This is a genomic window from Pseudomonas sivasensis, assembly GCF_052938085.1.
The window spans coordinates 5,620,922-5,645,838 of the sequence record NZ_CP176442.1; the positions used below are offsets into that span (position 1 = coordinate 5,620,922).

Below are 24,917 nucleotides of genomic sequence, written 5' to 3' on the forward strand. Positions count from 1 at the left end.
TCACCCCGCCAGGCATTTTAGCCGCCCGACGGAGTGCGCCCTACAAAATCACAGGCTGATTACTTGGACTTTTCCAGGTAGCGGAAAAAGTCGCTGCTTGGGTCCAGCACCATGACGTCGGTTTTGTTTGCGAAGCTTTCACGATAGGCGCGCAGGCTACGGTAGAACGCGTAGAACTCCTGGTCCTGGCCGTACGCCTTGGCGTAGATCGCCGCAGCTTGAGCATCACCATCACCACGGGCCTCTTCAGACTCGCGATAGGCTTCTGCCAGCAGTACGCGACGCTGACGGTCGGCATCCGCGCGGATACCTTCAGCCAGCTCGTTACCCTTGGCGCGGTGCTCACGAGCCTCCCGCTCACGCTCGGTGCTCATTCGCTCGAACACGCTGCGATTCACTTCTTTAGGCAGGTCGATAGCCTTGACCCGAACATCGACCACTTCGATACCCAGCTCTTTTTCCGCCATCGTGTTGAGCGAACGCGTGATGTCAGCCATCAGTGCGTCACGCTCACCGGATACCACCTCGTGCAGAGTGCGCTTACCAAACTGGTCACGCAGGCCCGATTCCAGACGGCGCGACAAACGCTCGTCGGCAATCTGCTTGAGGCCGGAGGTCGCAGTGTAGAAGCGCTCGGCATCCTTGACGCGCCACTTGGCGTAGGCATCAACCATCACAGCTTTCTTTTCCAGGGTCAGGAAGCGTTGTGTCGGTGCATCCAGGGTCATCAGGCGGGCGTCGAACTTGCGCACTTGGTTGACGTAGGGCACTTTCACATGCAAGCCCGGCTGGACATCCGCCTGAACCACGCGACCGAATTGCAGCAGCACCGCACGCTCGGTCTGAGCCACGATGTAGAAGCAGTTCCAGGCAGCGATGACCACGACGACGCCCACAATCAGGGCTGTCAGCGATTTATTGCTCATCAACGACTCTCCCTGGTACGTGATTGCTGTTGCAGCAAGTCAGCGGCGGCACGGGCGCTCGCTTCGTTGGCAGCGGCATTGGAGCCGGAGGCCGGTGCGCTGGTGCTGCTACGACCACCTTCGATCATCTTGTCCAACGGCAGGTACAGCAGGTTGTTCTGCCCACCCTTGCTGCCGGTCACGAGGACCTTGCTGGTGTTGCTGAAGACTTCCTGCATGGTGTCCAGGTACAGACGCTCACGGGTGACTTCAGGAGCTTTGCGGTATTCGGCGACCAGTTTGGTAAAGCGATCCGCCTCACCCTTGGCGCGGGAAACCACTTCGTCACGGTAACCGTTGGCATCCTCAAGGATACGCTGGGCCTGACCACGAGCTTCCGGCACAACGCCGTTGGCATAGGTTTCAGCCTGGTTGCGCGAACGCTGCTCGTCTTCACGGGCGCGGATCACGTCATCGAAGGCTTCCTGCACTTCGCGCGGTGCAGCTGCGCTCTGTACGTTTACCTGAGTGACAGTGATGCCGGTGCGATAGGTATCGAGGAACCGTTGCAGGCGCTCCTTGATCTCGCTGGCCATCAATTCACGACCTTCGGTCAGCACCTGGTCCATCGCAGTGGAACCCACCACGTGGCGCAGGGCGCTTTCGGTTGCGTGCTGCAGGCTGATTTCCGGCTGATCAACGTTCAGCACGAAGTCCTGCAGGTTGCTGATCTTGTACTGCACGGTCAGCGGCACTTCGACGATGTTCTCGTCTTCGGTCAGCATCTGGCCCTGCTTGGTGTAGGCACGCTCACGCGTGACATTCTCCATGTACTTCTTGTCGATCGGCGGGAAGTAGATATTCAGACCCGGCCCGACCGTTTCGTAGTACTTGCCGAAGCGCAGCACCACGGCCTGCTCCTGCTCGTCCACGACGTAGACTGCGCTGTACAGCCATACGGACGCCAGCACGACAAGACCGAGGCCCAGCAGGCCATAGCCGCCGCCCTTGCTTGTGCGACCACCGTCGTCACCACCACGTTTTTTTCCACCACCGAACAACCCATTCAGGCTTTCCTGCAGCTTTCGGAAGGCCTCGTCGAGATCTGGTGGCCCCTTGCGGTCGCCATTATTGCGGCGCTTACCACCCCAAGGATCCTGATTATTCGAGTTGCCACCCGGCTCATTCCAAGCCATAGCGCTCTCCATCTGATAAAGCAAAGACGCGCCCACGGCGCGCCGACCAATGCTACAGAATGCCTGCTACTGCGGCACAACCGCTTTCGGAGGCTTTTATTGCAAAGTGTGTTGTTCGATGAACTCTGTCGGGACTACACCTTCACGGCTGACCAGCCGATTGAGCTCCGAGCGCGGCAACCGAACGGCCAGCAAGCTGACACCTTCTTCGTCGTGTTCTTCTTTCTGTACCGCGCCCAGCTCGAAAAACTGTGCACGCAGTCGAGCAAAACGCTGAGGCAAGCGCAAGGTGCCGACAAACAAATCGCTGCCGAGCAATTCGGCAATGGCCTGTTCAAGCAGCTCCAAACCACTGCCATCACGCGCCGACAGCCATACCCGTTGGGGCCTGCCGTTCTCGTCGCGCTGGATTTGTGGCTCAACGTCTTCAAGCAAATCGAGTTTGTTATACACCTCAAGGATCGGCAAGTCCTGGGCACCAATCTCGCCCAGCACCACCATCACCTGCTCAATCTGCAACATGCGATCCGGTTCGGCCGCATCGATCACGTGCAACAGCAGGTCGGAATTGCTCGACTCTTCGAGCGTAGACCGAAATGCCTCGACCAGCTTGTGGGGCAAGTGACGAATGAAACCCACCGTGTCAGCCAGGACGATCGGGCCGAGGTCGTCAATGTCCAAACGGCGCAAGGTCGGATCGAGGGTGGCGAAGAGTTGGTCGGCTGCGTAAACGTCGGATTTGGTCACGTTGTTGAACAACGTGGACTTGCCTGCGTTGGTATAGCCCACCAGGGACACAGTAGGGATATCCGCTCGGGAACGCCCGCGTCGCGATTGCTCGCGCTGGCTGCGCACTTTTTCCAGGCGCCCCTTGATCTGACGCAGGCGAACCCGTAACAGGCGTCGGTCGGTTTCGAGCTGGGTTTCACCCGGGCCGCGCATGCCTATACCACCACCTTGACGCTCAAGGTGAGTCCAGCCGCGAACCAGCCGGGTGCTCATGTGGTCAAGCTGGGCCAGTTCTACCTGGAGCTTGCCCTCATGGGTACGGGCGCGCTGGGCGAAAATATCGAGGATCAGGCCGGTACGGTCGATCACGCGACACTCGAAAACACGTTCGAGGTTACGTTCCTGACTGGGCGTGAGGGTGTGATTGAAGATCACCAGATCGGCTTCTTCGGCGTGGACCAGGTCGCGCAATTCCTCGACCTTGCCGCTGCCAATCAGAAATTTGGCGGTTGGCCGATGACGCGGCACGTTAAAAAACGCAACGGTCTCGGCGCCGGCCGAATTTGCCAACTCCTGAAACTCCTGCGGATCTTCGCGCGCCTCAGGGTCCTGTCCATCCAAGTGAACGAGGATTACTCGCTCACCACCACCGTGGCGCTCAAAGAACAAAGGAGACTCCTATCAGGCGTTACCTGGCTCAGCGTCACCTTGTTCGTCACCAGCTGCGCTAGGCAGACGGATTGGACGAACTGGAACGACTGTCGAGATAGCGTGCTTGTAAACCATCTGGCTGACGGTGTTTTTCAGCAGGATCACGAACTGGTCGAACGACTCGATCGTGCCTTGAAGCTTGATACCGTTGACCAGATAGATGGAAACCCCAACTTTCTCTTTACGTAAAGTATTCAAGTAAGGGTCTTGTAGCGAATGCCCTTTTGACATGTGCCGCACTCCTTTAAGGATCAATAATAAAAAATCGGAAAATAGATAGCTCAAGGCCGTCACACCCCCAAGGATAGACGGCAATTGCAAGGACTCAGCTCAATATGGAGACCGTTCCCAAGTATTTCAAGGCGCGTGACAGATTGTCGCTGTCCAGGCTGTCCAACCAGTGCAAATCGCTCCAGCTGCGCAGCCAGGTGAACTGGCGTTTCGCCAATTGGCGCGTGGCAATGATTCCGCGCTCCTGCATTTCGGCTGACGTCAGCTTGCCATCCAGATGATCCCAGACTTGGCGATAGCCTACAGCACGTATCGAAGGCAACCCTGGATGCAGGTCACCTCTGGAACGCAGTGCTACGACCTCGTCGATAAACCCCTGTTCCAACATAATTGTGAATCTTTGTGCAATTCGTTCATGCAGCACCTGGCGATTTGCCGGAGCGATGGCCAGATTCGCCACAGTATAGGGCAATTGTGACTGTCCAGATGCGCCTGCGTCAGCACTTTGCGCACTTTGTTTAAGCCGCAGTTCAGTCATGGTCTGGCCGCTGACACGCCAGACTTCCAGGGCGCGACTGAGACGCTGGGGATCGTTAGGGTGAATGCGCGCGGCCGAGACTGGATCAACCGCAGCCAACTGATCGTGCAGAGTCTGCCAACCGAAGCGTGCAGCTTCTTCTTCGAGCTCCGCACGCACTTGAGCGTCGGCCGGCGGCATATCTGCCAGACCTTCCTGCAAGGCTTTGTAATAGAGCATCGTGCCGCCCACCAGCAGCGGAATATTGCCCCGCGCGGTGATCTCGGCCATGGCGACCAAGGCGTCGGTACGAAAGTCAGCGGCCGAATAGCTCTCGGCCGGGTCAATGATGTCGATCAGGCAGTGCGGATGCTGAGCCAATTGCGCTTTAGACGGCTTGGCCGTGCCGATGTCCATGTCCCGGTAAACCAGGGCAGAGTCGACACTAATAAGCTCGCAGGGCAACACCTTGGTCAGCTCAATGGCCAGGTCGGTCTTACCAGCGGCCGTAGGGCCCATCAGGAAGATCGCGGGGGGCAGGGCACTCATCAACGGCCGCGCAAGAACAGTTTGTCCAGATCGTCCAGGCCCATCTGGGTCCAGGTCGGCCGGCCATGGTTGCATTGCCCGCTGCGCTCGGTGTTTTCCATGTCGCGCAACAGCCCGTTCATTTCCGGCAAGGCCAGGCGTCGGTTAGCGCGGATGGCGCCGTGGCACGCCATGGTGCCGAGCAATTCGTTGATGTGCGCCTGGATACGGTCACTGGTGCCGTACTCCATCAGGTCCGCCAGCACGTCGGCCACCAGCCGGTTCGCTTCGGCCTGCTTGAGCAGCGCGGGAATCTGGCGGATCGCCAGGGTTTCCGGGCCCAGGCGTTGCAGTTCAAAACCCAGTTTCTGGAACACGCTGTGATGCTCTTCGGCGCAATCGGCTTCACGCTGACTGACGGAAAGAGACTCCGGCACCAGCAGCGGCTGACCGCTGAGGCCTTCGCTGGCCATGGCGATTTTCAGGCGTTCGTACATGATCCGCTCGTGGGCGGCGTGCATGTCCACCAGCACCAGGCCATGAGCGTTTTCCGCGAGGATATAGATGCCTTTGAGCTGCGCCAGCGCATACCCCAGCGGAGGAATATCACCGCCACCCTCCGGCAAGGCGACTGCGCCCGGCTCGGCGCCTGGCAGAGGCGCGAAGAATTCGCGGTAGGCCGCCTGGGCCTCGGCCACTGGCACGGTCGATTGCGGGCGCGGGGTGTATTGGTATTGATAGCCCGCGCCAGCCCCAGACCCCGGTGCGGTGTAGGCAGGCTGCGACTGCGGCGATTGCAGCAGGTTAGCCGCCAGGCTCATTTCGCCCTGGGGGCCGAACTCACCCGCTTCGGGACCGCTCGGACGCACCACAGCGGTCACTATCGGAGACGACAGTTGATCGTCCGGGCGCACATCGCCCAGCGCGCGGTGCAAGGTGCCATAGAGGAAGTCATGCACCATGCGCCCATCACGGAAACGTACTTCGTGCTTGGTCGGGTGCACGTTGACGTCGACGACCGAGGGATCGACCTCAAAAAACAGCACAAATGTCGGATGACGCCCGTTGAACAGCACGTCGCGATACGCTTGACGCACCGCGTGGGCCACCAGTTTGTCGCGCACCGCACGGCCATTCACGAAAAAATACTGCAAGTCCGCCTGGCTGCGGGAGAAGGTCGGCAAGCCAACCCAGCCCCACAGACGCAGGCCATTGCGCTCGATCTCGATCGGCAGCGCCTGCTCCAGGAACCCGCCGCCGCAGATCGCAGAGACTCGCCGAGCGCGCGCGGCGTCGTCATGAGCCTCGTGCAGGCTGAGGATGGTCTTCCCGTTGTGCCGCAGATGGAAGGCCACGTCGAAGCGGGCCAGGGCCAGGCGCTTGATGACTTCTTGCAGGTGATCGAATTCGGTTTTCTCGGCCTTGAGGAATTTGCGCCGCGCCGGGGTGTTGAAGAACAGGTCGCGCACTTCCACCGAGGTGCCCACCGGGTGTGCGGCCGGCTGGACCCGAGGTGCCATGTCGCGGCCTTCGGTTTCCACTTGCCAGGCCTGCTCGGCATCGCGGGTGCGCGATGTCAGGGTCAGACGGGCCACGGAGCTGATCGAAGCCAAAGCCTCACCGCGAAAGCCCAGGCTCATGACCCGCTCAAGGTCTTCCAGATCGCGGATTTTGCTGGTGGCGTGACGGGCCAGGGCCAGGGGCAGGTCATCGGAAGAGATGCCGCTGCCATCGTCACGTACCCGCAACAACTTGACACCGCCCTGCTCCACATCGACATCGATACGCCTTGCACCAGAGTCGATGCTGTTTTCCAGCAGCTCCTTGATCACCGATGCAGGGCGCTCAACAACCTCACCCGCTGCAATCTGGTTAGCCAGGCGCGGGCTGAGCAACTCAATGCGCGACCCGCTGTTCAAGGTAGATTCGCTCATTACTGCGCCGCCAATTCTGTGCCTGGGATGGTCAACACCTGACCGACTTTCAACTCATCGGTCTTCAGGTTGTTGGCACTGCGCAACGTCGCGGCCGAGACTTGGAAACGCACCGCAAGCATGGCCAAGGTATCGCCGGGCTGCACGCGATGGTCACGCGGGCCTTGGGCGATCTTGCCGGAGTCACGCAGCCAAGCGACGTAAGTGCCCGGCGGCGGGTTCTGCTGGAAGAACTGGCGCACGCCGGCACTGATGGAACGCGCCAACGCCTGCTGATGGCTGGCGCTGGCCAGCTTGGAGGCTTCGTTGGCGTTGGAGATGAACCCGGTTTCCACCAGAATCGATGGGATGTCCGGAGACTTCAACACCATAAACCCGGCCTGTTCCACACGCTGCTTGTGCAGCGAAGTCACGCGACCGATGTTGCTCAAGACCTTCTGGCCGACATTCAAGCTGGAAGTCAGCGAAGCGGTCATCGACAGGTCGAGCAGAACGCCAGCGAGCATCTTGTCCTTGTCATCGAGGGACACGTTGCCGGCACCACCGATCAAGTCGGAACGGTTTTCGCTGTCCGCCAGCCAACGAGCAGTCTCGGACGTGGCCCCGCGATCAGACAACGCAAACACCGAGGCACCGAACGCAGCGGACGACGGCGCAGCATCGGCGTGAATCGACACAAACAGGTCGGCACCTTTCTTACGGGCGATTTCGGTACGGCCGCGCAGCGGAATGAAGTAGTCGCCGGTACGGGTCAGTTCGGCGCGATAGCCTTTCATACCGTTGATCTGACGCTGCAACTCACGGGCGATAGCCAGTACCACGTCTTTTTCATGCTGGCCGCGTGAGCCGGAAGCACCCGGGTCTTCACCACCATGGCCGGCATCGATCACTACGATAATGTCGCGCTTGCCAGCCGGGGCCGGTGGCGGCGGTGGCAACTTGACCTGGGGTTGCGACGGGCTGACAGGCACGGCAGGCACCGTTGCCACGCTCGGGGTCGGCGCAGGCGGCGGTGCGGCATCGGCAGCGTTGTCGAACAAGTCGACCACCAGTCGGTTGCCATATTGGGCATTCGGCGCCAGGGAGAAGCTTTTCGGCGTCACGACTTTTTTCAGGTCGATGACAACGCGCAAATCGGTGGGCGTGCGCTGGGCCGAGCGCATGGCGGTGATCGGGGTGTTGGCAGTAGACACTTTGAGCGGCGCGGCCAGGGTCGCACCGTTGATGTCGATCACCAGGCGATCAGGCGCCGTGAGAGTAAAGACGCTGTGCTGGACCGGGCCAGACAGGTCGAACACCAGTCGCGTGTTATCCGGTGCTCGCCACAGGCGAACACTTTTCACCTGTGAAGCAGCCAGAGCATTGACAGTCATTGCCGCAAGCAACACCCCTACGACAGCAACCAACGCGCGAAAGCGCATACCTAACCCCACCAATTATTTGAATTCCAATGCCAAAGCGGCGCACCACGACTCTGCGCGCGCACTCTGGGGCAACAACTTCAGCTGACGTCCTGATTCACGCGGCGTAATGGTAATGGTCAGGTCCGGCTTTGGCAAAAAGCCTGTGCCTTTATCTGGCCACTCGATCAGGCACAGTGCGTCTTCGTCAAAGTAATCACGGATGCCCATGTACTCCAGCTCTTCGGGATCGACCAAACGATAGAGGTCGAAGTGGAAAGCACGCAACGCACCGATCTCATAGGGCTCGACCAAAGTGAACGTTGGGCTTTTCACCGCCCCTGCGTGCCCCAAACCGCGAATGATGCCTCGGGACAACGTCGTCTTGCCCGCCCCCAGGTCACCTTCGAGAAAGATGAGCCCCGCTGCGCCCGTGACCTCTGCAATACGATGACCGAGCGCGACCATGGCGTCTTCATTGGCCAGGAAAAGGATTACTTCAGGCACGGCGACTGCTCCTCCAACAATTGACGAATGGCCGGTATCAGGTCGCTGGCCGCCAAGCCGCGACCCAGGCTGCCCTGGCGGTCCCCCGCCGTAGCGTGCAACCACACAGCCAGGCAGCTCGCTTCATAAGCAGGCATGCCTTGGGCCATTAACGCGCCCACCAGCCCGGCCAGTACATCGCCAAGGCCCGCTGTGGCCATCGCTGGATGCCCCTGATCACAACGGGAAACACGTCCATCGGGGCAGGCAATCAAACTGCCAGCACCCTTGAGGATAGCCACTGCACTGAATTTCTGGCTCAACGCGCGCGCCACCTTAAGGCGATCGGCCTGAACCTCGGCTGTAGAAATGCCCAATAAGCGCGCAGCCTCGCCCGGATGCGGCGTAATCACGCTACCGCTCGGAAGACTCACATTGCCGGTAGCCAGCTGATTCAGCGCGTCTGCGTCCCACACCTGCGGCAGCAGCGCGTTGGCGGCAACCGATAGCAGGCTTTTACCCCAGGACGCCTCACCCAACCCCGGACCAATAACGATTACCGAGATTTTTTCCAGCAAGCCCATAAGCTGGTTCGCCGAACTCACGCCCACGGTCATGACCTCAGGCACGCGGGCCAACGCGGCAGGCACGTGTTCAAGGCGAGTGGCCAGGGACACCATGCCGGCGCCGCTGCGCAAGGCACTTTCCGCGCTCAGCAGCGCAGCGCCGCCAAAGCCGCGGTCGCCACCAATGACCAACAAATGGCCGAACTGACCTTTATGGGCGTCCGAGGAACGCGCAGCCAGTTGCGGCAAATGGCCGTGCAACAAGGACTGAACGTCGGTTATTTCGTGTTTTGTCTGCGGCATGCGTCTTCAAGCTCCGATGTCTGGCAGAATTATACGCATCTAACCTGTGGTTTCCCGTGTCTCATGCCCGCTATTACCTCCGATCTGCCCGCCCTCGCCCAATCGATCAAAGACTGGGGCCGCGAACTGGGCTTTCAACAAGTCGGCATCAGCGGCCTGGACCTGGCCGAGCATGAACAGCACCTGCAACGTTGGCTAGACGCGGGTTACCACGGCGAGATGGACTACATGGGCGCCCATGGCAGCAAGCGCTCCCATCCCGACGAGCTCGTGCCCGGCACGTTGCGCGTGGTGTCGCTGCGCATGGACTACCTGCCTGGCGACACACAAATGGCGCAACTGCTGGCCCAGCCGGAAAAAGCCTACATCTCGCGCTACGCCCTGGGCCGCGACTACCACAAACTGATCCGTAAGCGCGTACAGCAACTGGCCGACCGCATTCAGGCACAGATCGGCCCATTTGGCTTTCGTGCATTCGTCGACAGCGCCCCCGTACTGGAAAAAGCCATCGCCGAAAAAGCCGGCCTGGGCTGGATCGGTAAAAACACCCTGGTACTCAACCGCAAGGCCGGCAGTTATTTCTTCCTCAGCGAACTGTTCGTCGATTTGCCGCTGCCGGTCGATGAGCCACACAGCACCGAACACTGTGGCCGCTGCACCGCCTGCCTGGATATCTGCCCAACCAATGCCTTCGTCGGTCCCTATGTGCTGGACGCCCGGCGCTGCATTTCCTACCTGACCATTGAACTGAAGAACGCGATCCCTGAAGACTTGCGCCCATTGATCGGCAATCGGGTGTTCGGTTGTGATGACTGTCAGATCGTTTGTCCGTGGAATCGTTTCGCTCGATCCACCGCCGAGGGCGATTTCAAGCCACGGCATAACCTGGATAACGCAGAACTGGCCGAACTGTTTATGTGGGATGAGGATAAATTCCTCAGCAGCACCGAAGGTTCACCCCTGCGCCGCGCGGGCTACGAGCGCTGGCTGCGCAACCTCGCGGTGGGCCTGGGCAATGCGCCGTCGAGCATTCCGGTGTTGGAAGCCTTGAAGGCACGCCGGGATTACCCGTCGGAGTTGGTGCGCGAACATGTGGAATGGGCGCTGAACCAACACGCTACGCGCTAGTGCACGTCGTCGTTGTAGACGAACTTAGGCATTTCCCAGTGAAAACGGATCGCCAGCAGGCGCAATAGAAAGCCGCTGAACAGGGTCAGCAGAATTGCCTGCTCGCTGGGCAATTCCAGATACAGACAGAGCAAGTAGAACCAGGCGGCCAGGAATGACACGCTGGCGTACAGCTCACGGCGGAAGATCAGCGGAATGTCGTTGCAGAAGATATCCCGCAGAATGCCGCCGAAGACGCCGGTGATCACCCCGCTGACCGAGGCCACCAGCATGCCGTGGCCCATTTCCAGTGCAGTCATGCAGCCGATCAGCGTGAACGCGACCAGGCCTACGGCGTCCAGCGCTAGAAACAGCGAGCGCAGATGGCGCATCAACGGTGCGATAAAGATCGTCACCAGCGCCGCGACGGAGGTCAGCACCAGGTATTCCGGGTGTTTGACCCACGTCAGCGGGTAATGCCCCAACAGCACATCGCGCACCGAGCCGCCGCCCAGCGCCGTTACGCAAGCGATCAGCACCACACCAAACCAGTCCATGCCGCGCCGACCAGCCGACAAGGCACCGGTCATGGCTTCGGCGGTGATGGCGATGAGGTAGAGCATCAGCAGCATGATGGCGATCCTTGCAAAGAGGCCGGCAGTCTAATCATTTGCTGATGGCACCAAAAGGGGGCGCTTGGCGATAAAACGAGTTGCCTGCATCGGGGGCAAGCCCCCTCCCACATTTGGACCTGGGAATACATTCAACTGTGGGAGCTGGCTTGTCTGCGATGGCGCCCGGTCAGCCGCCCCCATTTCAAGCCTTGATGAAATGCTTGCGGTAATGCTGCAGCTCGGCGATCGACTCGCGAATATCATCCAGCGCCAGATGGGTGCTGCCTTTATGGAAGCTGTCTTTGACTTCCGGCGCCCAGCGCGCGGCCAGTTCCTTGAGCGTGGACACATCCAGGTTGCGGTAGTGGAAGTAGCTTTCCAGCGCCTTCATGTGGGTATAAAGGAAGCGGCGGTCCTGGCAGATGCTGTTGCCGCAGATCGGCGATTTGCCCTTGGGCACCCACTGTTCCAGAAAGGCAATGGTTTCGGCTTCGGCTTCGGCCATGCTGATTCGGCTGTCGCGTACACGCTGAGTCAGGCCGGAGTTGCCATGGGTGCGGGTGTTCCACTCGTCCATGGTGGCGAGCACGGCGTCGCTGTGGTGGATGGCGATCACCGGACCTTCGGCCAAGGTGTTGAGGTTGCTGTCGGTGACAATGGTCGCCATCTCGATGATGACGTCGGTGTCAGGGTTCAGACCGGTCATTTCCAGATCGATCCAAATCAGGTTCTGTGGGTTTTGCATGGCTTGATTCTCTTGGCACCTTGGCGTAGCTGCGCAGTTTAGCAGGCGGGGCCGTGCTAGACTCGCGACCGTTTCACCCAACCTTTGCATTATCGACACGGAACACCAATGGCCAAACGCCAGCTCAACCGTCGCCAAAACTGGCGCATCGAAAAGATTCAAGGTGAGCGCGCCGCACGCGCCGCCAAACGTGAATCCTCCGCCGTGGAAGCGCTCGAGGGCGGCGACCTGGGCCCCGAGCAAACGGGCCTGGTGATCGCGCACTTTGGTGTGCAGGTCGAAGTCGAGGCGCTGGAAGGCGAACTCGCAGGCCAAGTATCCCGCTGCCACTTGCGCGCCAACCTGCCTGCACTGGTCACCGGCGACAAGGTGGTGTGGCGCGCCGGCAACCAGGGCATCGGCGTGATCGTCGCCCAACTGCCGCGCACCACCGAACTGCGTCGTCCTGACAGCCGCGGCCAACTCAAGCCGGTAGCGGCCAACGTCGACATGATCGTGATCGTGTTCGCACCGTTGCCCGAGCCCCATGCCAACCTGATCGACCGCTATTTGGTGGCGGCTGAGCATGCGGGTATTCGCCCGCTGTTGCTGCTGAACAAATTCGACCTGATCGACGAACAGAACGCCCCAGCGCTCAACGCGTTGCTGGCGGTCTACCGCACCTTGGGTTACCCAGTGCTGGAAGTCTCGGCTCACCACGGCAACGGCATGGAACAGCTGCAACAGCAGTTGGACGGACGCATCAGTGTGTTTGTCGGCCAGTCGGGCGTTGGCAAGTCATCGCTGGTCAACAGCCTGCTGCCGGAAGTCGACACCCGTGTAGGCCCGCTGTCGGAACTGTCCGGCCAGGGCACTCATACGACCACCACCGCGCGATTGTTCCACTTCCCCGGCGGCGGTGAGCTGATCGACTCCCCAGGCATTCGCGAATTCGGCCTCGGCCACGTCAGCCGCAGCGATGTGGAAGCGGGCTTTATCGAGTTCAACGACCTGATCGGTACGTGCCGCTTCCGCGACTGCAAACACGACCGCGAGCCGGGCTGTGCGTTGCTCAAGGCCCTGGACGATGGCCGTGTGCAGCAGCAGCGGATGAACAGCTATCGGTCGATTATTGCGAGCTTGCCCGAGAGCAGTTACTAAACCGCCCGCCCGCCGCGTTGCGGGTGAGCGGGCTTTTGGTGATGAGCGGGCTTGCCCCGCTCATCACAACCGCAAAAGAACTTACGAGCCCGTCTTAGGCGCCGTAGGATCCTTCATCCCACCATCGTCAAACAGGTTCAGCTTCTGCCGCAGTTCATGGGCCGGCAACGGCTCCTGCCCTGGCGGAATGGCATTCGGGTCAACCGGCACTTCGCCCGGCGCGCCCGCACCTGGGGTTGGCACGACAGGTGGCTGATCACCTTCTATCGCACGCTGAGCCTTCTTGGTCAGCACGACGATATCAATGCGCCGGTTAATCGGATTGAACGGATCCTTGGGTTCAAATAGCTGCGAGGAGGCAAAACCCACCACGCGCGCCACTTGCGGGTCGGGGTAGCTGCCTGCCACCAACGCACGACGGGCAGCGTTGGCGCGGTTGGCCGAGAGTTCCCAGTTGCCGAAGTCACCCTGGCCGGCATACGGCTTGGCGTCCGTGTGGCCGCTGATGCTTATCTTGTTCGGCACTGCCTTGATGGTGTCAGCCATGGCCAGCAGGATGTCTTCGAAGTACGGCTTCAGCCGCGCACTGCCGGAATCGAACATCGGCCGGTTTGCGGCATCAGTGATCTGGATGCGCAAGCCTTCCGGAGTGATCTCGAACGAGATCTGATCCTTGAATTTCAGCAACTGCGGATTTTCATCCACCTTGGTCTGCAACTCTTGCAGCAACAGCTCCAGGCGTTCCTGCTCAACCTGTTCAGCCATGCTCTCGACGGTGTCGCGCTCGATCGGGATGTTCTCCTGAGGCGATTCGGTCTTGACCTCTGGATTGATGGTGCGCTCAGGTGCCAACTGCGGCGAGCCGCCCAGGTCGATCACAAAGGGCGTGCCACTCTCCGAGAAGCCAATCGGGTCTTTGAAGTAACCGGCGATGGCGATCTTCTGTTCGGGCGTGGCGGTCGACATCAGCCACAGCACCAGGAAGAACGCCATCATCGCCGTCGCAAAGTCGGCGAAGGCGATTTTCCAGGCGCCGCCATGGTGCCCCGCAGCGAAGCGCTTGACGCGCTTGATGATTATCGGCTGGTTGTTTTCCATGGCTTAGCGACCGCGAACCGCTTGTTCCAGCTCGGCGAAACTTGGGCGATGCTTCGGGTACAAGACCTTGCGACCGAACTCCACTGCCAACGATGGCGGCATGCCGGACGCGGACGCTACCAGACTGGCCTTGATCGATTCGTACAGGTTGATTTCTTCCTTGGCATCGTGAGCCAGGGAGGTGGCCAGCGGGCCGAAGAAACCGTAAGCGGCGAGAATACCGAAGAAGGTACCCACCAGCGCCGCACCTACGTGCATACCGATGGCCGCCTGATCGCCCTCGCCCAGGGAGGCCATGGTCACCACGATACCGAGTACCGCCGCGACGATACCAAAGCCGGGCATGCCGTCGGCGATGCCGGTCACGGCGTGGGAAGGATGCTCCAGCTCTTCTTTAAGGCTGAACAATTCCATGTCGAACAGGCCTTCCAGCTCATGGGGAGCCATGTTGCCGGAGGACATGATGCGCAGGTAATCGCAGATATAGGCGGTCATGCGCTCGTCTTTGAGCACGGCCGGGTACTTGGCAAAAATCGGGCTGGCAGAGGCGTCCTCGATGTCGGCCTCAATGGCCATCATGCCTTCGCGGCGGCTCTTGTTGAGGATCTCGTACACCAGGCCCAGCACTTCCAGGTAGAAGGTATGAGTGAAGCGCGAACCGAACATGGCCAGCGATTTCTTGACCACGTGCATAGTCATGTAACCGGGGTTGGCCTGAAGGAAAGCGCCCAGTGCAGCACCGCCAATGATCATCACCTCGAAAGGCTGGATCAGTGCCGCAATTTTACCGTGGGACAGGACGTACCCGCCGAGCACGCTCGCGAAGACGACGATGATGCCGATAATTTTAGCCATAGGAGATGAGTACTTGCGCCGTCGGGTTCATGGACATATTTGGGGGAACTGGAAAACTCTTGTTCCTCTTATCGGCAAAACTGCGCCAGACTATAGCCCGTTAAGGCGAAAAGCCAGTTCGGCCCGCTCCGGGCGTGTTGACCGCAAGTGATGATCGCGCCCCAATCATGGCTAATGAAACGACAGTCCCATCTGTAAGACCTATCTCTCTCGCCGCTTGGATCAAGCGCCTGGACGACGTGCTGCTGCCAGTTCCCCAGGCCAGCCACGACCGTGTGTGCAAAGCCATCCGCGACAGCCGCAGTTCGTTGCGAGATATTGCCGAGCTGATGCAAAACAGCCCGGCTTTGGTACTCAGCGTCATGCGCGAGGCCAACAGCCATAACCATGGCAGCCTGGCGGAGCCGGCGGAAAACCTCGAAGTAGCGCTCAATCGCCTGGGCCTCAAGCGCGCCGAGGAACTGCTGGCGCGCCTGCCCTCGGTGCCCGCCCAAGAGATTCCCGTAGCATTGCGTCAACTGTTGCTGGTGAGCCAGCACGCGTCGCAGCAAGCCAACGGTCTGTTCGGCAGTCGTCTGGCGCGGCTTTGGCAAGACATCCACTGGGGTAGCCTGCTGTTTCTGTCGCCGCTGTGGCCGATGGCCGTTGCCTACCCCAAGCTCCTTGAAGAGTGGGAACTGCGTGTCATCCACAAGGGCGAGCCTGCACGCAAAGTCGAGCAGGAGCTGTTCGGCGTGCGCCTGCTGGACCTGTGCCTAGGCCTGACCGAAGCCTGGCACCTACCGATCTGGGTATCCCAGGGCTATAACCTGCTGTTGAACGAGCAACGCTTGCTGGTCAAGGCACTTCATATCGCCCGTGAAGACGACTCATTGCGCCATCAGCAATTGCTAGACGCCGAACCCAACCTGCGCCGTTGGCTGAACCAGCCGGCCAATACCGTGCTGCTAGCCAACGGCCTGGCGATGTCAGCCCAAGAGTCCTGGACCTGCCCGCACACTCAACGCTGGCAATACCTTACCGCGCTGTATTTGCAGCAACCGCTGGCTGAAGTGCAGCAACAATCTCACCAACAAGCCGTCACCAGCGCCCGCAGCACTCTAATGCCCGACCTCTGGCACCCGGCGCTGTCGCTGATCTGGCCGTGGAATGTGCAGAAGATTCATCGCGGCCTGCTGCCGGCGCCGCCACCGACTGCCGAGGCCCTGGCCGTGTGGCGTAACCGCTGCACCGAACTGCTGTTGGAACCAAGCCGCTTTGCCAACGCCATGCATTTGACCACCTGCGCCAAGGAAGCTCTGGTGGCCAGCGGCATGCAGCGAGTCTTGTTGTTCATGGCCGATCGCGCCCTGAGCACCTTGCGCGTGCACCAGGCCGACGGTCTGCCCAAAGACGCCGCCAACCTGAGCCTGGACGTGGTCAACAGCACGCTGCTACAGCGCCTGCTGGAGAAATCCGCCCAAGTACGCCTCACGCCGGATAACCACGCGCAGTTCTCGGCCTTGCTGCCGCCGATCCTGCGCCGTCTGTTCACAGGCGAACACCTGCTGTTGCGTTCGATGAGCTGCAACGGCCGCGTGGTAATGCTGATGGTCGCCGACCAGGGCGGCGGACCGTTTTCGGAAACCACCGTGCAGGCTTTCGGCAAAACCGCCCAGTGCATAGAGAAAGCCCTGCACAGCTTTACCAACCGCAGCGCCTGATGCTTGCGCTACAATCGCCGTCCTTTATCGCCAACATTTGTGCCCAGGAGACCTCACATGCCTGACTTCTCTGGCTTGCCGCTGGTGATCGAATCCAGCGACCTGCTCGGTCAACTGGATGCCGAACACCTGATTCTGGTGGACCTCACCAGTGCCGCCCGCTACGCCGAAGGGCATATCCCCGGCGCGCATTTCGTTGACCCCAAGCGCACCCAACTGGGCCAGCCGCCGGCCCCCGGCCTGCTGCCCAATAAAGCCGACCTGGAAAAACTCTTCGGCGAATTGGGCCACACGCCCGACGCCACCTACGTGGTGTACGACGACGAAGGCGGCGGCTGGGCCGGGCGCTTTATCTGGCTGCTCGACGTAATCGGCCACCAGAAATACCACTACCTCGACGGCGGCCTGCTGGCCTGGCTGGAAGAGAAATACCCCGTTTCCACCGAAGTGCCCGGCCCCGTCGGCGGCCCCGTCAGGCTCACGCTGCATGACGGCCCCACGGCCACCCGCGAATACCTGCAAAGCCGTCTCGGCGCGGCCGACCTGGGTATCTGGGACGCACGCGGCCCGCTGGAATATTCCGGCGAGAAGGTACTCGCCGCCAAAGGCGGGCACATCCCCGGCGCGGTAAATTTCGAATGGACTGCCGGCATGGACAAGGCACGCAACCTGCGTATCCGCCGCGACATGCCGCAGATCCTCGAAGACCTCGGGCTGACGAAAGATAAAGAAATCATCACCCACTGCCAGACTCACCACCGCTCTGGCTTCACCTACCTGGTGGCCAAGGCGCTCGGTTATCCCCGAGTCAAAGGTTATGCCGGTTCCTGGGGCGAATGGGGCAACCACCCCGACACCCCCGTTGAGATTTAAGGTTTAAGGACAGTTATGAAAAAGCAGTTGTTTATCCTCAGCCAGTACTTGCTGCCGCACCATTTGCTGTCGCGCCTCGCGGGCTGCATTGCCGAGTGCCGCGTGCGTTGGTTCAAGAACGCTTTCACCACCTGGTTCGCTAAACGCTACCAAGTAGACATGTCCCAGGCGTTGGTTGAAGACGTGACCGCCTACGAGCACTTCAACGCCTTCTTCACACGCGCCCTCAAAGATGGCGCGCGCCCGCTGGATCAAACCCCAGGCGCGGTGCTCAGCCCCGCCGATGGCGCGGTCAGCCAGCTTGGTCCGATTGAGCATGGGCGTGTGTTCCAGGCTAAAGGCCACAGCTTTAGCGTGCTGGAGTTGCTGGGTGGCGATGCGGCCTTGTCGGCACCGTTCATGGGCGGGGACTTCGCAACGGTTTATCTGTCGCCGAAGGACTACCACCGTGTGCACATGCCATTGGCTGGCACCCTGCGGGAAATGGTCTATATCCCAGGCCGTATCTTCTCGGTAAACCAGACCACCGCCGAAAATGTGCCGGAGCTGTTTGCGCGTAACGAGCGTGTTGCCTGCATCTTCGACACCGAGCGCGGTCCGATGGCCGTCGTGTTGGTGGGTGCGATGATCGTCGCGTCGATTGAAACCGTATGGGCTGGCCTGGTGACCCCACCGAAGCGCGAACTGAAAACCTTCCGCTACGACGAAGCGGCGCGTGCGCCTATTCATCTGGAAAAAGGTGCGGAGCTGGGTCGCTTCAAGTTGGGTTCGACCGCGATTGTGCTGTTTGGGCCGGATCAGGTGAAGTGGGCTGAAGAACTGGTGGCGGGTTCGCCAGTGCAGATGGGCCAAGGTATCGCTTTACCTAAAGCCTGACACCGAACCCAATGTGGGAGGGGGCTTGCTCCCGATAGCGGGGAATCAGTCAACACATCAGTGACTGAACCACTACCATCGGGGGCAAGCACCCTCCCACATTTAGTCAGTTACAGCTGACCGTCGCGGTCGCGAAAGCCCAGCAGATAGAGCACGCCATCCAACCCCAAGGTCGAAATCGCCTGCTTGGCCGATTGTTTGACCAATGGCTTGGCGCGGAACGCCACACCCAAACCGGCGATCGCCAGCATCGGCAAGTCATTCGCCCCGTCGCCGACCGCAATGGTCTGCTCCAGACGCAAACCTTCCTTGTGTGCCAATTCCTTCAGCAGATCCGCCTTGCGCTGCGCGTCGACAATCGGCTCGACCGCGACGCCGGTCACCTTGCCATCGACCACTTCCAGCTCGTTGGCGAACACATAGTCGATGCCCAGCTTTGCCTGCAATTGCTTGGCAAAGTAGGTGAAGCCGCCGGACAGGATCGCAGTCTTGTAACCCAGACGCTTGAGTTCGGCGAACAGGGTTTCGGCACCTTCCGTCAGGCGTAGCGAGGCGCCGATGGAGTCCAGCACGCTGACATCCAGGCCTTTGAGCAGTGCCAGGCGCTCCTTGAAGCTGGCGCGGAAGTCCAGCTCGCCGGCCATGGCGCGCTCGGTGATCGCGGAAACCTGCTCGCCCACGCCGGCGGCTTTGGCCAGTTCGTCGATGACTTCTGCTTCGATCAGCGTGGAGTCCATGTCGAATACCGCCAGGCGACGGTTACGACGGAACAGCGAATCTTCCTGGAACGCGATGTCGACATTCAGCTCCTGGGCAACGCTAAGGAATTCGGCGCGCAGGGCCTGCGGATCGGCCGGCTCGCCGCGAACGGAGAACTCGATGCAGCCCTTGCCCTGATCTGCCGGCGTGTCCAGCGGCATGCGCCCCGACAGACGGTCGATATGGTCGATATTCAAACCATACTGCGCGGTAATGGAGCTGACGCGCTGCAGTTGTTCGGCGGTGACCTTTCGGGTCAGTAACGTGACGATATGGCGTTTCTTCCCTTGGCCAGCCACCCAATGCTGGTAGTCGTCTTCGGAAACAGGGGTGAAACGCACCTGTTGATCCAGCTTATACGCCGTAAACAGGATGTCCTTGAGTACGGACGAGGCCTGTTCGGTGCTGGGGATTTCCACCAGGATGCCGAACGACAGGGTGTCGTGGATCACTGCCTGGCCAATGTCGAGAATGTTCACACCACCCTGGGCCAGAACACCGGTAATGGCGGCGGTAAGACCCGGGCGGTCTTCACCGGTGATGTTAATCAGGACAATTTCGCGCAAGGCGCACCCCCAGGCTGGAAAAAAACCGCATTCTACCCACTTTCAGTGACCATCGGGCACAGCCAGCGCTTTGCCGGTCCTAGGCCTGTCGCTATACTGCGCGTCAACTTCACGGACCGAGAGCCGAGCGCAAGTGAACCGGCCCACGCCAGTAAAAACCGATAACTTCTTCCTGCTGATCTTCCGGGCACTGCGCCACCGCCGTGTACCGATCGCATTACGCATCGCCAGCCATAACGTGATCCTGGTGGCCTTGGCCCTGGTGATCTACGCCTGCGTGATGGGTTTGCAGTTCAAACAGGCCATGCACGAGCAAGCCGACGCCCTGGGCGAGAGCTTGACGACCCAGACCGCCACCTCGGCGACTGAGCTGTTGGTGTCCAACGACATCCTCAGCCTCAACGTGCTGCTCAACAACCTGACCAAAAACCCGCTGGTGGCCCACGCCGCCATCTACAGCGTGGACAACCGGATCATGGCCGAAGCCGGGCAACGCCCGAAAAACGGCCTGCTGGGTGAAGCCGAAGGCCTGTACCAGAGCAACATCACGTTCCAGGATGTGAAGGCCGGCCAACTGCGCATCAGCCTGGACATGCAGCAATTCCAGCAGCCGATGACCATCAGCCTGCAAAGCATGGGCATCCTCAGCGCAATCCTGCTGGCACTGGCCTTGGCCTTAAGCCTGCGGCTGGGTCGGCACATTTCTACGCCATTGATGCAACTGCGCATCTGGTTACGGGACATCGACGAACACACGCCAGCCACCGACCGCCAGGACGAAATCGGCGACCTCGCCCGCCAACTCCACGCCAGCTTCGCCCCGGAGCCAGTGGTTCGTGAAGTGGAGCCGGAACCTGAGTTCGACGACACCGATTACGACGACGAGCCCGAGTTTGAAGTGCGCGACCTGCGTGATCCTGGCTTCGACGAAAGCACCCCGGTGGCAGGCCTCAAGCCTGCAACACGCAAGGTCATCCAGGCTGAAGAAGACGAGCTGGACGATGAAGACCCGTTCGCCGACCTGCGCGACACCTCGGCCAACAGCCCGGCCGTCGCGCCGAAACCGGTACCTGCGAGGAACACCGAGCCCCAGCACAGCGCCGTATTGGCCGTGCAACTGGGTGCCCAGGACCAACTGCGCCGCCTGCCCCGCGCACGCCTGACGGAACTGCTGGAACGCTATCGCGATTGCCTCGACCAAGCGGCCTCGCTGTACCAGAGCGAACTGCACACCCTGAACGATGGCAGCACGCTGATGCTGTTCCACAGCGAAGACAGCGGCGAAGACTACCTGACCAACGCCATCTGCTGCGGCGAACTGCTGCGCGCCCTGGGCCATGCCCTGCAGATCGAAGTGGCGGACAGCGGCATCACCCTGCAACTGCAACTTGGCTTGACGGTAGGTGACGACCTGTTCGGCATGAGCCAGATCGATCTGCTGCTGACCGAAATCGCCCAAGACGCCCTGGCCCTGTCGCAACACAGCCGCAACCTGCTGCTGGTGGAGCGCAAGATCAGTGAAGACACGCTGATCCGCCAACGCGCTCGCATCCGACCGATTGCCAGCCCTGAAGGCGCAAGCTGTGTGGAGCGGTTGATGGAGCCGTATCCCTCGATGCTTGAACGCCAGTTGGCGCGGATGCATGAGACTCGCTCCAAGCCCTGAAGAACACCGCCAAACCAATTGGGAGGGGGCTTACCCCCGACTGCGGAGCATCAGTTAGCACATCATTAACTGAACCAACGCTACCAGGGACAAGCCCCCCTTCCACACTTGATCTGCGCCGTGACTTATATCTCCACAAACAAAAAGGCCCGCTAAGTCAGCGGGCCTTTTTTGTTGAAGCTGTTTCAGATCAGAACCTGAACACTTCCATATCCGTACGAATGGGCGTAGCCATCGGCATCTTCGGCTTCTGCGGCTCTGCTGGCTTGGCCTGTACCGCCGGAGCTTGCTTGCGCGGCGCCTCGGCAATCGGCGGCTGGTTGGCCAGTGGCTTGAGGGCCACCGACAACTGCTGTGCCAAGTGCTGCAACAGCACGCCCTGGGCCTGGACCTGGGATGCCGTGGAACCGGTGTGTTCTTCCTGCAGGTGCACGATACGGTTATCGCGCACCTGGCCACGACGGTCGATCAAGCGCCACTGTGCATCCAGGATTGCCGGTTGCGACACACCCGAGTCGAGGCGCGTAATGGTCAGTAGCACCTGCACATCCGGGCTGAAACCCGTCGGTGCGGGTGCCAGTACCACGCGCTGGCTATCGAGATGGCCCGCGACTTGGCGCAATACCAACTGGTTGATATCCGAAGACAGGCTACCCGCCCAACGACCATCGGTGGAACCTTGCAGGCTACCGTCATTCTGACGCTGCAGCAGGGTTTCGCGTTGCAGGTAGTCGGCAACGACCACCGGGCCCAGCAGAACTGCCATACCGGCACTTTGTGCAGGTTGCGCTGGACTTCCGCTGTCCAGCTGGTACAGCGACACCGGTTGGTGTGTGCTGCAACCCGCCAACCCCAAAAGGCCAGCGAGCATCAAAAATAAAGGAAGGCGTGGAGCAGTCATCATCCCATCCAGGTGGCTGCCACAAGGCGAACCACAATGTAATACTAAAAATAACCTAAACACGCTCGGCCACGCCGGCGCTGGAAAGGCCATATCATCCGTGAATATGCGCCATGACTCCAGCGCCAAAGAGTCGATCTACGCTTTAAATCGTAGATCGAGGGCTCTAATACGCCTTAAACCGGCGTTTCCACCAGCAAAGCATCCACACGCTGGAAGCCGCGAGGCAGTTTATTACCGCGACGACCACGCTCGCCCTTGTAGTGTTCAAGGTCGTCAGGGCGCAATGACAACGTGCGCTTGCCGGCCTGGAGCACCAGGGTGGAACCTTCCGGGATCACCGCGATGTCGGTCACGTACTCTTCGCGACTGGCCACCCGCTCCCCTGAAATACCAATAATCTTGTTGCCCTTGCCTTTGCCCAGCTGGGGTAGATCGCTGATCTTGAACACCAGCAGACGCCCTTCGGTGGTCACTGAAGCCAGCCAATTGCTCTCACGGTCATCTACCGGTCGCGGCAGGATCACCTTGGCGTTATTCGGCAGGCTCAACAACGCCTTGCCCGCCTTGTTCTTGGCCTGCAGGTCTTCACCCTTGACCACAAACCCGTAACCGGCGTCGGAGGCGATGACGTACAGCGAGTCATCGTCCGGCAGCAGCACGCATTCAAAATTCGCCCCTGGTGGCGGCGTTAGACGCCCGGTCAACGGTTCGCCCTGCCCCCGTGCTGACGGCAAGGTGTGCGCCGGCACTGAATAGCTGCGCCCCGTCGAGTCGATAAACACCGCAAACTGGTTAGAACGCCCGGCCGCGGCGGTTTTAAAACCATCACCCGCTTTGTACGACAAGCCAGTGGCGTCAATATCATGCCCCTTGGCCGAACGAACCCAACCCTTTTCCGACAGAACGACGGTAATTTTCTCGTTTGGCAGCAGTTCGGTTTCTGTCAGCGCCTTCGCTTCAGCACGCTGCACGATTGGCGAACGACGTTCATCGCCGTAGGTTTCGGCGTCTTTGATCAGCTCGGTACGCACCAGCTTTTTCAGCTTGGCTTCACTGCCCAACAGGGCTTGCAGCTTGGCTTGCTCCTTAAGCAACGCGTCTTGCTCGTCGCGCAGTTTCATTTCTTCCAGTCGCGCCAATTGACGCAAGCGGGTGTCGAGGATGTAGTCAGCCTGGATCTCGCTCAGCTCGAAGCGCGCGATCAATTCGGCTTTCGGGTGCTCGGCGGTACGGATGATGTGAATCACTTCATCCAGGTTGAGATAGGCAATCAGCAAGCCGTCCAACAGGTGCAGGCGGCGCTCGACCTTGTCCAAGCGGAATTGCAGGCGGCGACGAACGGTTTGTACGCGGAACTCCAACCACTCCACCAGCAGGTTGCGCAGGTTTTTCAGCTGCGGCTTACCGTCCAGACCGATGATGTTGATGTTGACCCGGTAGCTGGACTCAAGATCGGTACTGGCGAACAGGTGCTGCATCAGCACTTCGTGATCGACCCGGCTGTTGGTCGGGATGATCACGATACGGCATGGGTTTTCGTGGTCGGACTCGTCACGCAGGTCGGCGACCTGGGGCAGTTTCGACGGTTTGGCCTGCATCAGCGCAGCAATCTGCTCCAACACTTTGGCGCCCGACACCTGATGCGGCAGAGCGGTGACGATAATGTCGCCGTCCTCAATGTGGTACACAGCGCGCATGCGCACCGAGCCCTTGCCGGTTTCGTACATCTTCAGCAGGTCGGCGCGCGGCGTGATGATTTCCGCTTCGGTCGGGTAGTCCGGGCCCTGGATATGCTCACAGAGCTGCTCGACGGTCGCCTTTGGCTCATCCAGCAAGCGTACGCAGGCGGTGGCGACTTCCCGCAGGTTGTGCGGCGGTACGTCGGTGGCCATGCCGACCGCGATACCGGTGGTGCCATTGAGCAGGATATTCGGCAAACGTGCCGGCAACACCAGAGGCTCGTCCAGTGTGCCGTCGAAGTTCGGACCCCAATCCGCAGTACCCTGGCCCAGTTCGCTGAGCAGCACTTCCGAGTAACGCGACAACCGCGCCTCGGTGTAACGCATCGCGGCGAAGGACTTAGGATCATCCGGCGCACCCCAGTTACCCTGGCCGTCCACCAGCGTGTAGCGGTAGCTGAACGGTTGGGCCATCAGCACCATGGCTTCGTAGCACGCCGAGTCGCCATGGGGGTGGAACTTACCCAGCACGTCACCGACGGTACGCGCCGATTTCTTGTGCTTGGAATCGGCATCCAGGCCCAACTCACTCATGGCGTAGATAATGCGCCGCTGTACGGGCTTGAGGCCGTCGCCGATATGCGGCAACGCGCGGTCCATGATCACGTACATGGAGTAGTTGAGGTAGGCATTTTCGGTGAAGTCAGCCAGCGACCGGCGTTCTACGCCGTCTAAGCTGTCTGCGAGGATGTCACTCATGCGGGCCTCATCATTGTTTGGTAAGGCGCAGCGGAAATGCCGCTGCGCTGAGTCAATTCAAGTGTTT

The 24,917-nt window shown here is 60.4% G+C and carries 22 protein-coding genes; 6 read left to right on the forward strand and 16 right to left on the reverse strand.

The features are described from left to right. Positions 1–59: 59 nt before the first annotated feature. From hflC to ACKZ62_RS26005, 9 genes are all read right to left on the reverse strand, one after another. On the reverse strand, positions 60–926 hold the full coding sequence (gene hflC, locus ACKZ62_RS25965; RefSeq protein WP_010213607.1) for a protease modulator HflC: 867 nt from the start codon (positions 924–926) through the stop codon (positions 60–62). Then, positions 926–2,101 (reverse strand): FtsH protease activity modulator HflK, encoded by a 1,176-nt coding sequence (gene hflK, locus ACKZ62_RS25970; RefSeq protein ID WP_032890485.1) that lies wholly within the window; start codon positions 2,099–2,101, stop codon positions 926–928. The genes hflC and hflK overlap by 1 nt, the downstream gene beginning before the upstream one ends. A gap of 96 nt (positions 2,102–2,197) precedes the next feature. Further along, on the reverse strand, positions 2,198–3,499 hold the full coding sequence (hflX, locus tag ACKZ62_RS25975) for a ribosome rescue GTPase HflX (protein ID WP_447096025.1): 1,302 nt from the start codon (positions 3,497–3,499) through the stop codon (positions 2,198–2,200). Positions 3,500–3,511: 12 nt separating this feature from the next. Further along, positions 3,512–3,772, reverse strand: a complete 261-nt coding sequence (gene hfq / locus ACKZ62_RS25980; RefSeq protein ID WP_003188059.1) for an RNA chaperone Hfq — start codon at positions 3,770–3,772, stop codon at positions 3,512–3,514. Positions 3,773–3,866: 94 nt separating this feature from the next. Then, positions 3,867–4,838: a tRNA (adenosine(37)-N6)-dimethylallyltransferase MiaA gene (miaA, locus tag ACKZ62_RS25985; RefSeq protein ID WP_447096026.1), complete on the reverse strand. Its 972-nt coding sequence runs from the start codon at positions 4,836–4,838 to the stop codon at positions 3,867–3,869. Next, positions 4,838–6,751 (reverse strand): DNA mismatch repair endonuclease MutL, encoded by a 1,914-nt coding sequence (gene mutL / locus ACKZ62_RS25990; protein WP_447096027.1) that lies wholly within the window; start codon positions 6,749–6,751, stop codon positions 4,838–4,840. Before mutL ends, miaA begins: the two co-directional genes overlap by 1 nt. Then, positions 6,751–8,172 (reverse strand): N-acetylmuramoyl-L-alanine amidase, encoded by a 1,422-nt coding sequence (locus ACKZ62_RS25995; RefSeq protein ID WP_032890478.1) that lies wholly within the window; start codon positions 8,170–8,172, stop codon positions 6,751–6,753. Before ACKZ62_RS25995 ends, mutL begins: the two co-directional genes overlap by 1 nt. Positions 8,173–8,187: 15 nt before the next feature. Then, the gene (gene tsaE / locus ACKZ62_RS26000) at positions 8,188–8,658 is read right to left on the reverse strand and encodes a tRNA (adenosine(37)-N6)-threonylcarbamoyltransferase complex ATPase subunit type 1 TsaE (protein WP_122764197.1); all 471 of its coding nucleotides are present in this window, start codon (positions 8,656–8,658) and stop codon (positions 8,188–8,190) included. Further along, a complete protein-coding gene (locus tag ACKZ62_RS26005) occupies positions 8,646–9,506 on the reverse strand; it encodes an NAD(P)H-hydrate dehydratase (protein WP_095186070.1) in 861 nt (286 codons plus the stop codon). The genes tsaE and ACKZ62_RS26005 overlap by 13 nt, the downstream gene beginning before the upstream one ends. Before the next feature lie 63 nt (positions 9,507–9,569). On the opposite strand from ACKZ62_RS26005, the gene queG reads away from it, so the two are divergent. Next, positions 9,570–10,634 carry a tRNA epoxyqueuosine(34) reductase QueG gene (queG, locus tag ACKZ62_RS26010; RefSeq protein ID WP_032890472.1) on the forward strand — a complete coding sequence of 355 codons (1,065 nt, stop codon included), beginning with the start codon at positions 9,570–9,572 and terminating at the stop codon, positions 10,632–10,634. Here the strand turns inward: queG and ACKZ62_RS26015 are convergent. Further along, a complete protein-coding gene (locus ACKZ62_RS26015) occupies positions 10,631–11,248 on the reverse strand; it encodes a trimeric intracellular cation channel family protein (protein ID WP_172681530.1) in 618 nt (205 codons plus the stop codon). The genes queG and ACKZ62_RS26015 overlap by 4 nt on opposite strands. A 181-nt stretch (positions 11,249–11,429) precedes the next feature. Further along, positions 11,430–11,972 carry an oligoribonuclease gene (orn, locus tag ACKZ62_RS26020; protein WP_024073074.1) on the reverse strand — a complete coding sequence of 181 codons (543 nt, stop codon included), beginning with the start codon at positions 11,970–11,972 and terminating at the stop codon, positions 11,430–11,432. A 108-nt stretch (positions 11,973–12,080) separates the two neighbouring features. Between orn and rsgA the strand changes: the two genes are divergently transcribed. Then, entirely contained in the window at positions 12,081–13,112 is a 1,032-nt protein-coding gene (gene rsgA / locus ACKZ62_RS26025) for a small ribosomal subunit biogenesis GTPase RsgA (protein WP_095186071.1), read from the forward strand. Positions 13,113–13,193: 81 nt separating this feature from the next. On the opposite strand, the gene motB is transcribed toward rsgA, so the two are convergent. Then, positions 13,194–14,210, reverse strand: coding sequence for a flagellar motor protein MotB (gene motB / locus ACKZ62_RS26030; protein ID WP_032890466.1), 1,017 nt, complete (start codon positions 14,208–14,210; stop codon positions 13,194–13,196). Between the two features lie 3 nt (positions 14,211–14,213). Next, positions 14,214–15,065, reverse strand: a complete 852-nt coding sequence (motA, locus tag ACKZ62_RS26035) for a flagellar motor stator protein MotA (RefSeq protein WP_122764199.1) — start codon at positions 15,063–15,065, stop codon at positions 14,214–14,216. Between the two features lie 167 nt (positions 15,066–15,232). Here motA and ACKZ62_RS26040 point away from each other — a divergent pair, with 167 nt between their 5' ends. From ACKZ62_RS26040 to asd, 3 genes are read left to right on the forward strand one after another with little or no spacing between them, the layout of a single operon-like run. Continuing rightward, entirely contained in the window at positions 15,233–16,768 is a 1,536-nt protein-coding gene (locus tag ACKZ62_RS26040) for an HDOD domain-containing protein (protein ID WP_032890462.1), read from the forward strand. A 57-nt stretch (positions 16,769–16,825) separates the two neighbouring features. Then, positions 16,826–17,641: a rhodanese-like domain-containing protein gene (locus ACKZ62_RS26045; protein WP_122753871.1), complete on the forward strand. Its 816-nt coding sequence runs from the start codon at positions 16,826–16,828 to the stop codon at positions 17,639–17,641. A gap of 15 nt (positions 17,642–17,656) precedes the next feature. Next, positions 17,657–18,517: an archaetidylserine decarboxylase gene (gene asd / locus ACKZ62_RS26050; RefSeq protein ID WP_095186073.1), complete on the forward strand. Its 861-nt coding sequence runs from the start codon at positions 17,657–17,659 to the stop codon at positions 18,515–18,517. Positions 18,518–18,627: 110 nt separating this feature from the next. Here the strand turns inward: asd and serB are convergent, their stop codons facing one another. Next, complete coding sequence (gene serB / locus ACKZ62_RS26055) at positions 18,628–19,842, reverse strand: phosphoserine phosphatase SerB (RefSeq protein WP_032890457.1); 1,215 nt, start codon at positions 19,840–19,842, stop codon at positions 18,628–18,630. A gap of 133 nt (positions 19,843–19,975) precedes the next feature. On the opposite strand from serB, the gene ACKZ62_RS26060 reads away from it, so the two are divergent. Continuing rightward, entirely contained in the window at positions 19,976–21,508 is a 1,533-nt protein-coding gene (locus ACKZ62_RS26060) for an AhpA/YtjB family protein (RefSeq protein WP_032890455.1), read from the forward strand. A gap of 190 nt (positions 21,509–21,698) precedes the next feature. Here the strand turns inward: ACKZ62_RS26060 and ACKZ62_RS26065 are convergent, their stop codons facing one another. Beyond that, positions 21,699–22,409 (reverse strand): PqiC family protein, encoded by a 711-nt coding sequence (locus ACKZ62_RS26065; protein ID WP_032890454.1) that lies wholly within the window; start codon positions 22,407–22,409, stop codon positions 21,699–21,701. A 176-nt stretch (positions 22,410–22,585) separates the two neighbouring features. Then, complete coding sequence (gene parC, locus ACKZ62_RS26070) at positions 22,586–24,850, reverse strand: DNA topoisomerase IV subunit A (RefSeq protein WP_447096028.1); 2,265 nt, start codon at positions 24,848–24,850, stop codon at positions 22,586–22,588. Positions 24,851–24,917 lie beyond the last annotated feature (67 nt).

Bases quoted from the DNA above. Each gene is read 5' to 3' on its own strand.
- ACKZ62_RS26005 (WP_095186070.1), bottom strand. From the start codon at position 9,506: ATGCCGCAGACAAAACACGAAATAACCGACGTTCAGTCCTTGTTGCAC.
- motB (WP_032890466.1), bottom strand. From the start codon at position 14,210: ATGGAAAACAACCAGCCGATAATCATCAAGCGCGTCAAGCGCTTCGCT.
- hflK (WP_032890485.1), bottom strand. From the start codon at position 2,101: ATGGCTTGGAATGAGCCGGGTGGCAACTCGAATAATCAGGATCCTTGG.
- hflC (WP_010213607.1), bottom strand. From the start codon at position 926: ATGAGCAATAAATCGCTGACAGCCCTGATTGTGGGCGTCGTCGTGGTC.
- motA (WP_122764199.1), bottom strand. From the start codon at position 15,065: ATGGCTAAAATTATCGGCATCATCGTCGTCTTCGCGAGCGTGCTCGGC.
- parC (WP_447096028.1), bottom strand. From the start codon at position 24,850: ATGAGTGACATCCTCGCAGACAGCTTAGACGGCGTAGAACGCCGGTCG.
- orn (WP_024073074.1), bottom strand. From the start codon at position 11,972: ATGCAAAACCCACAGAACCTGATTTGGATCGATCTGGAAATGACCGGT.
- queG (WP_032890472.1), top strand. From the start codon at position 9,570: ATGCCCGCTATTACCTCCGATCTGCCCGCCCTCGCCCAATCGATCAAA.
- ACKZ62_RS26040 (WP_032890462.1), top strand. From the start codon at position 15,233: ATGGCTAATGAAACGACAGTCCCATCTGTAAGACCTATCTCTCTCGCC.
- asd (WP_095186073.1), top strand. From the start codon at position 17,657: ATGAAAAAGCAGTTGTTTATCCTCAGCCAGTACTTGCTGCCGCACCAT.
- miaA (WP_447096026.1), bottom strand. From the start codon at position 4,838: ATGAGTGCCCTGCCCCCCGCGATCTTCCTGATGGGCCCTACGGCCGCT.
- mutL (WP_447096027.1), bottom strand. From the start codon at position 6,751: ATGAGCGAATCTACCTTGAACAGCGGGTCGCGCATTGAGTTGCTCAGC.
- ACKZ62_RS25995 (WP_032890478.1), bottom strand. From the start codon at position 8,172: ATGCGCTTTCGCGCGTTGGTTGCTGTCGTAGGGGTGTTGCTTGCGGCA.
- rsgA (WP_095186071.1), top strand. From the start codon at position 12,081: ATGGCCAAACGCCAGCTCAACCGTCGCCAAAACTGGCGCATCGAAAAG.
- ACKZ62_RS26065 (WP_032890454.1), bottom strand. From the start codon at position 22,409: ATGACTGCTCCACGCCTTCCTTTATTTTTGATGCTCGCTGGCCTTTTG.
- hfq (WP_003188059.1), bottom strand. From the start codon at position 3,772: ATGTCAAAAGGGCATTCGCTACAAGACCCTTACTTGAATACTTTACGT.
- ACKZ62_RS26045 (WP_122753871.1), top strand. From the start codon at position 16,826: ATGCCTGACTTCTCTGGCTTGCCGCTGGTGATCGAATCCAGCGACCTG.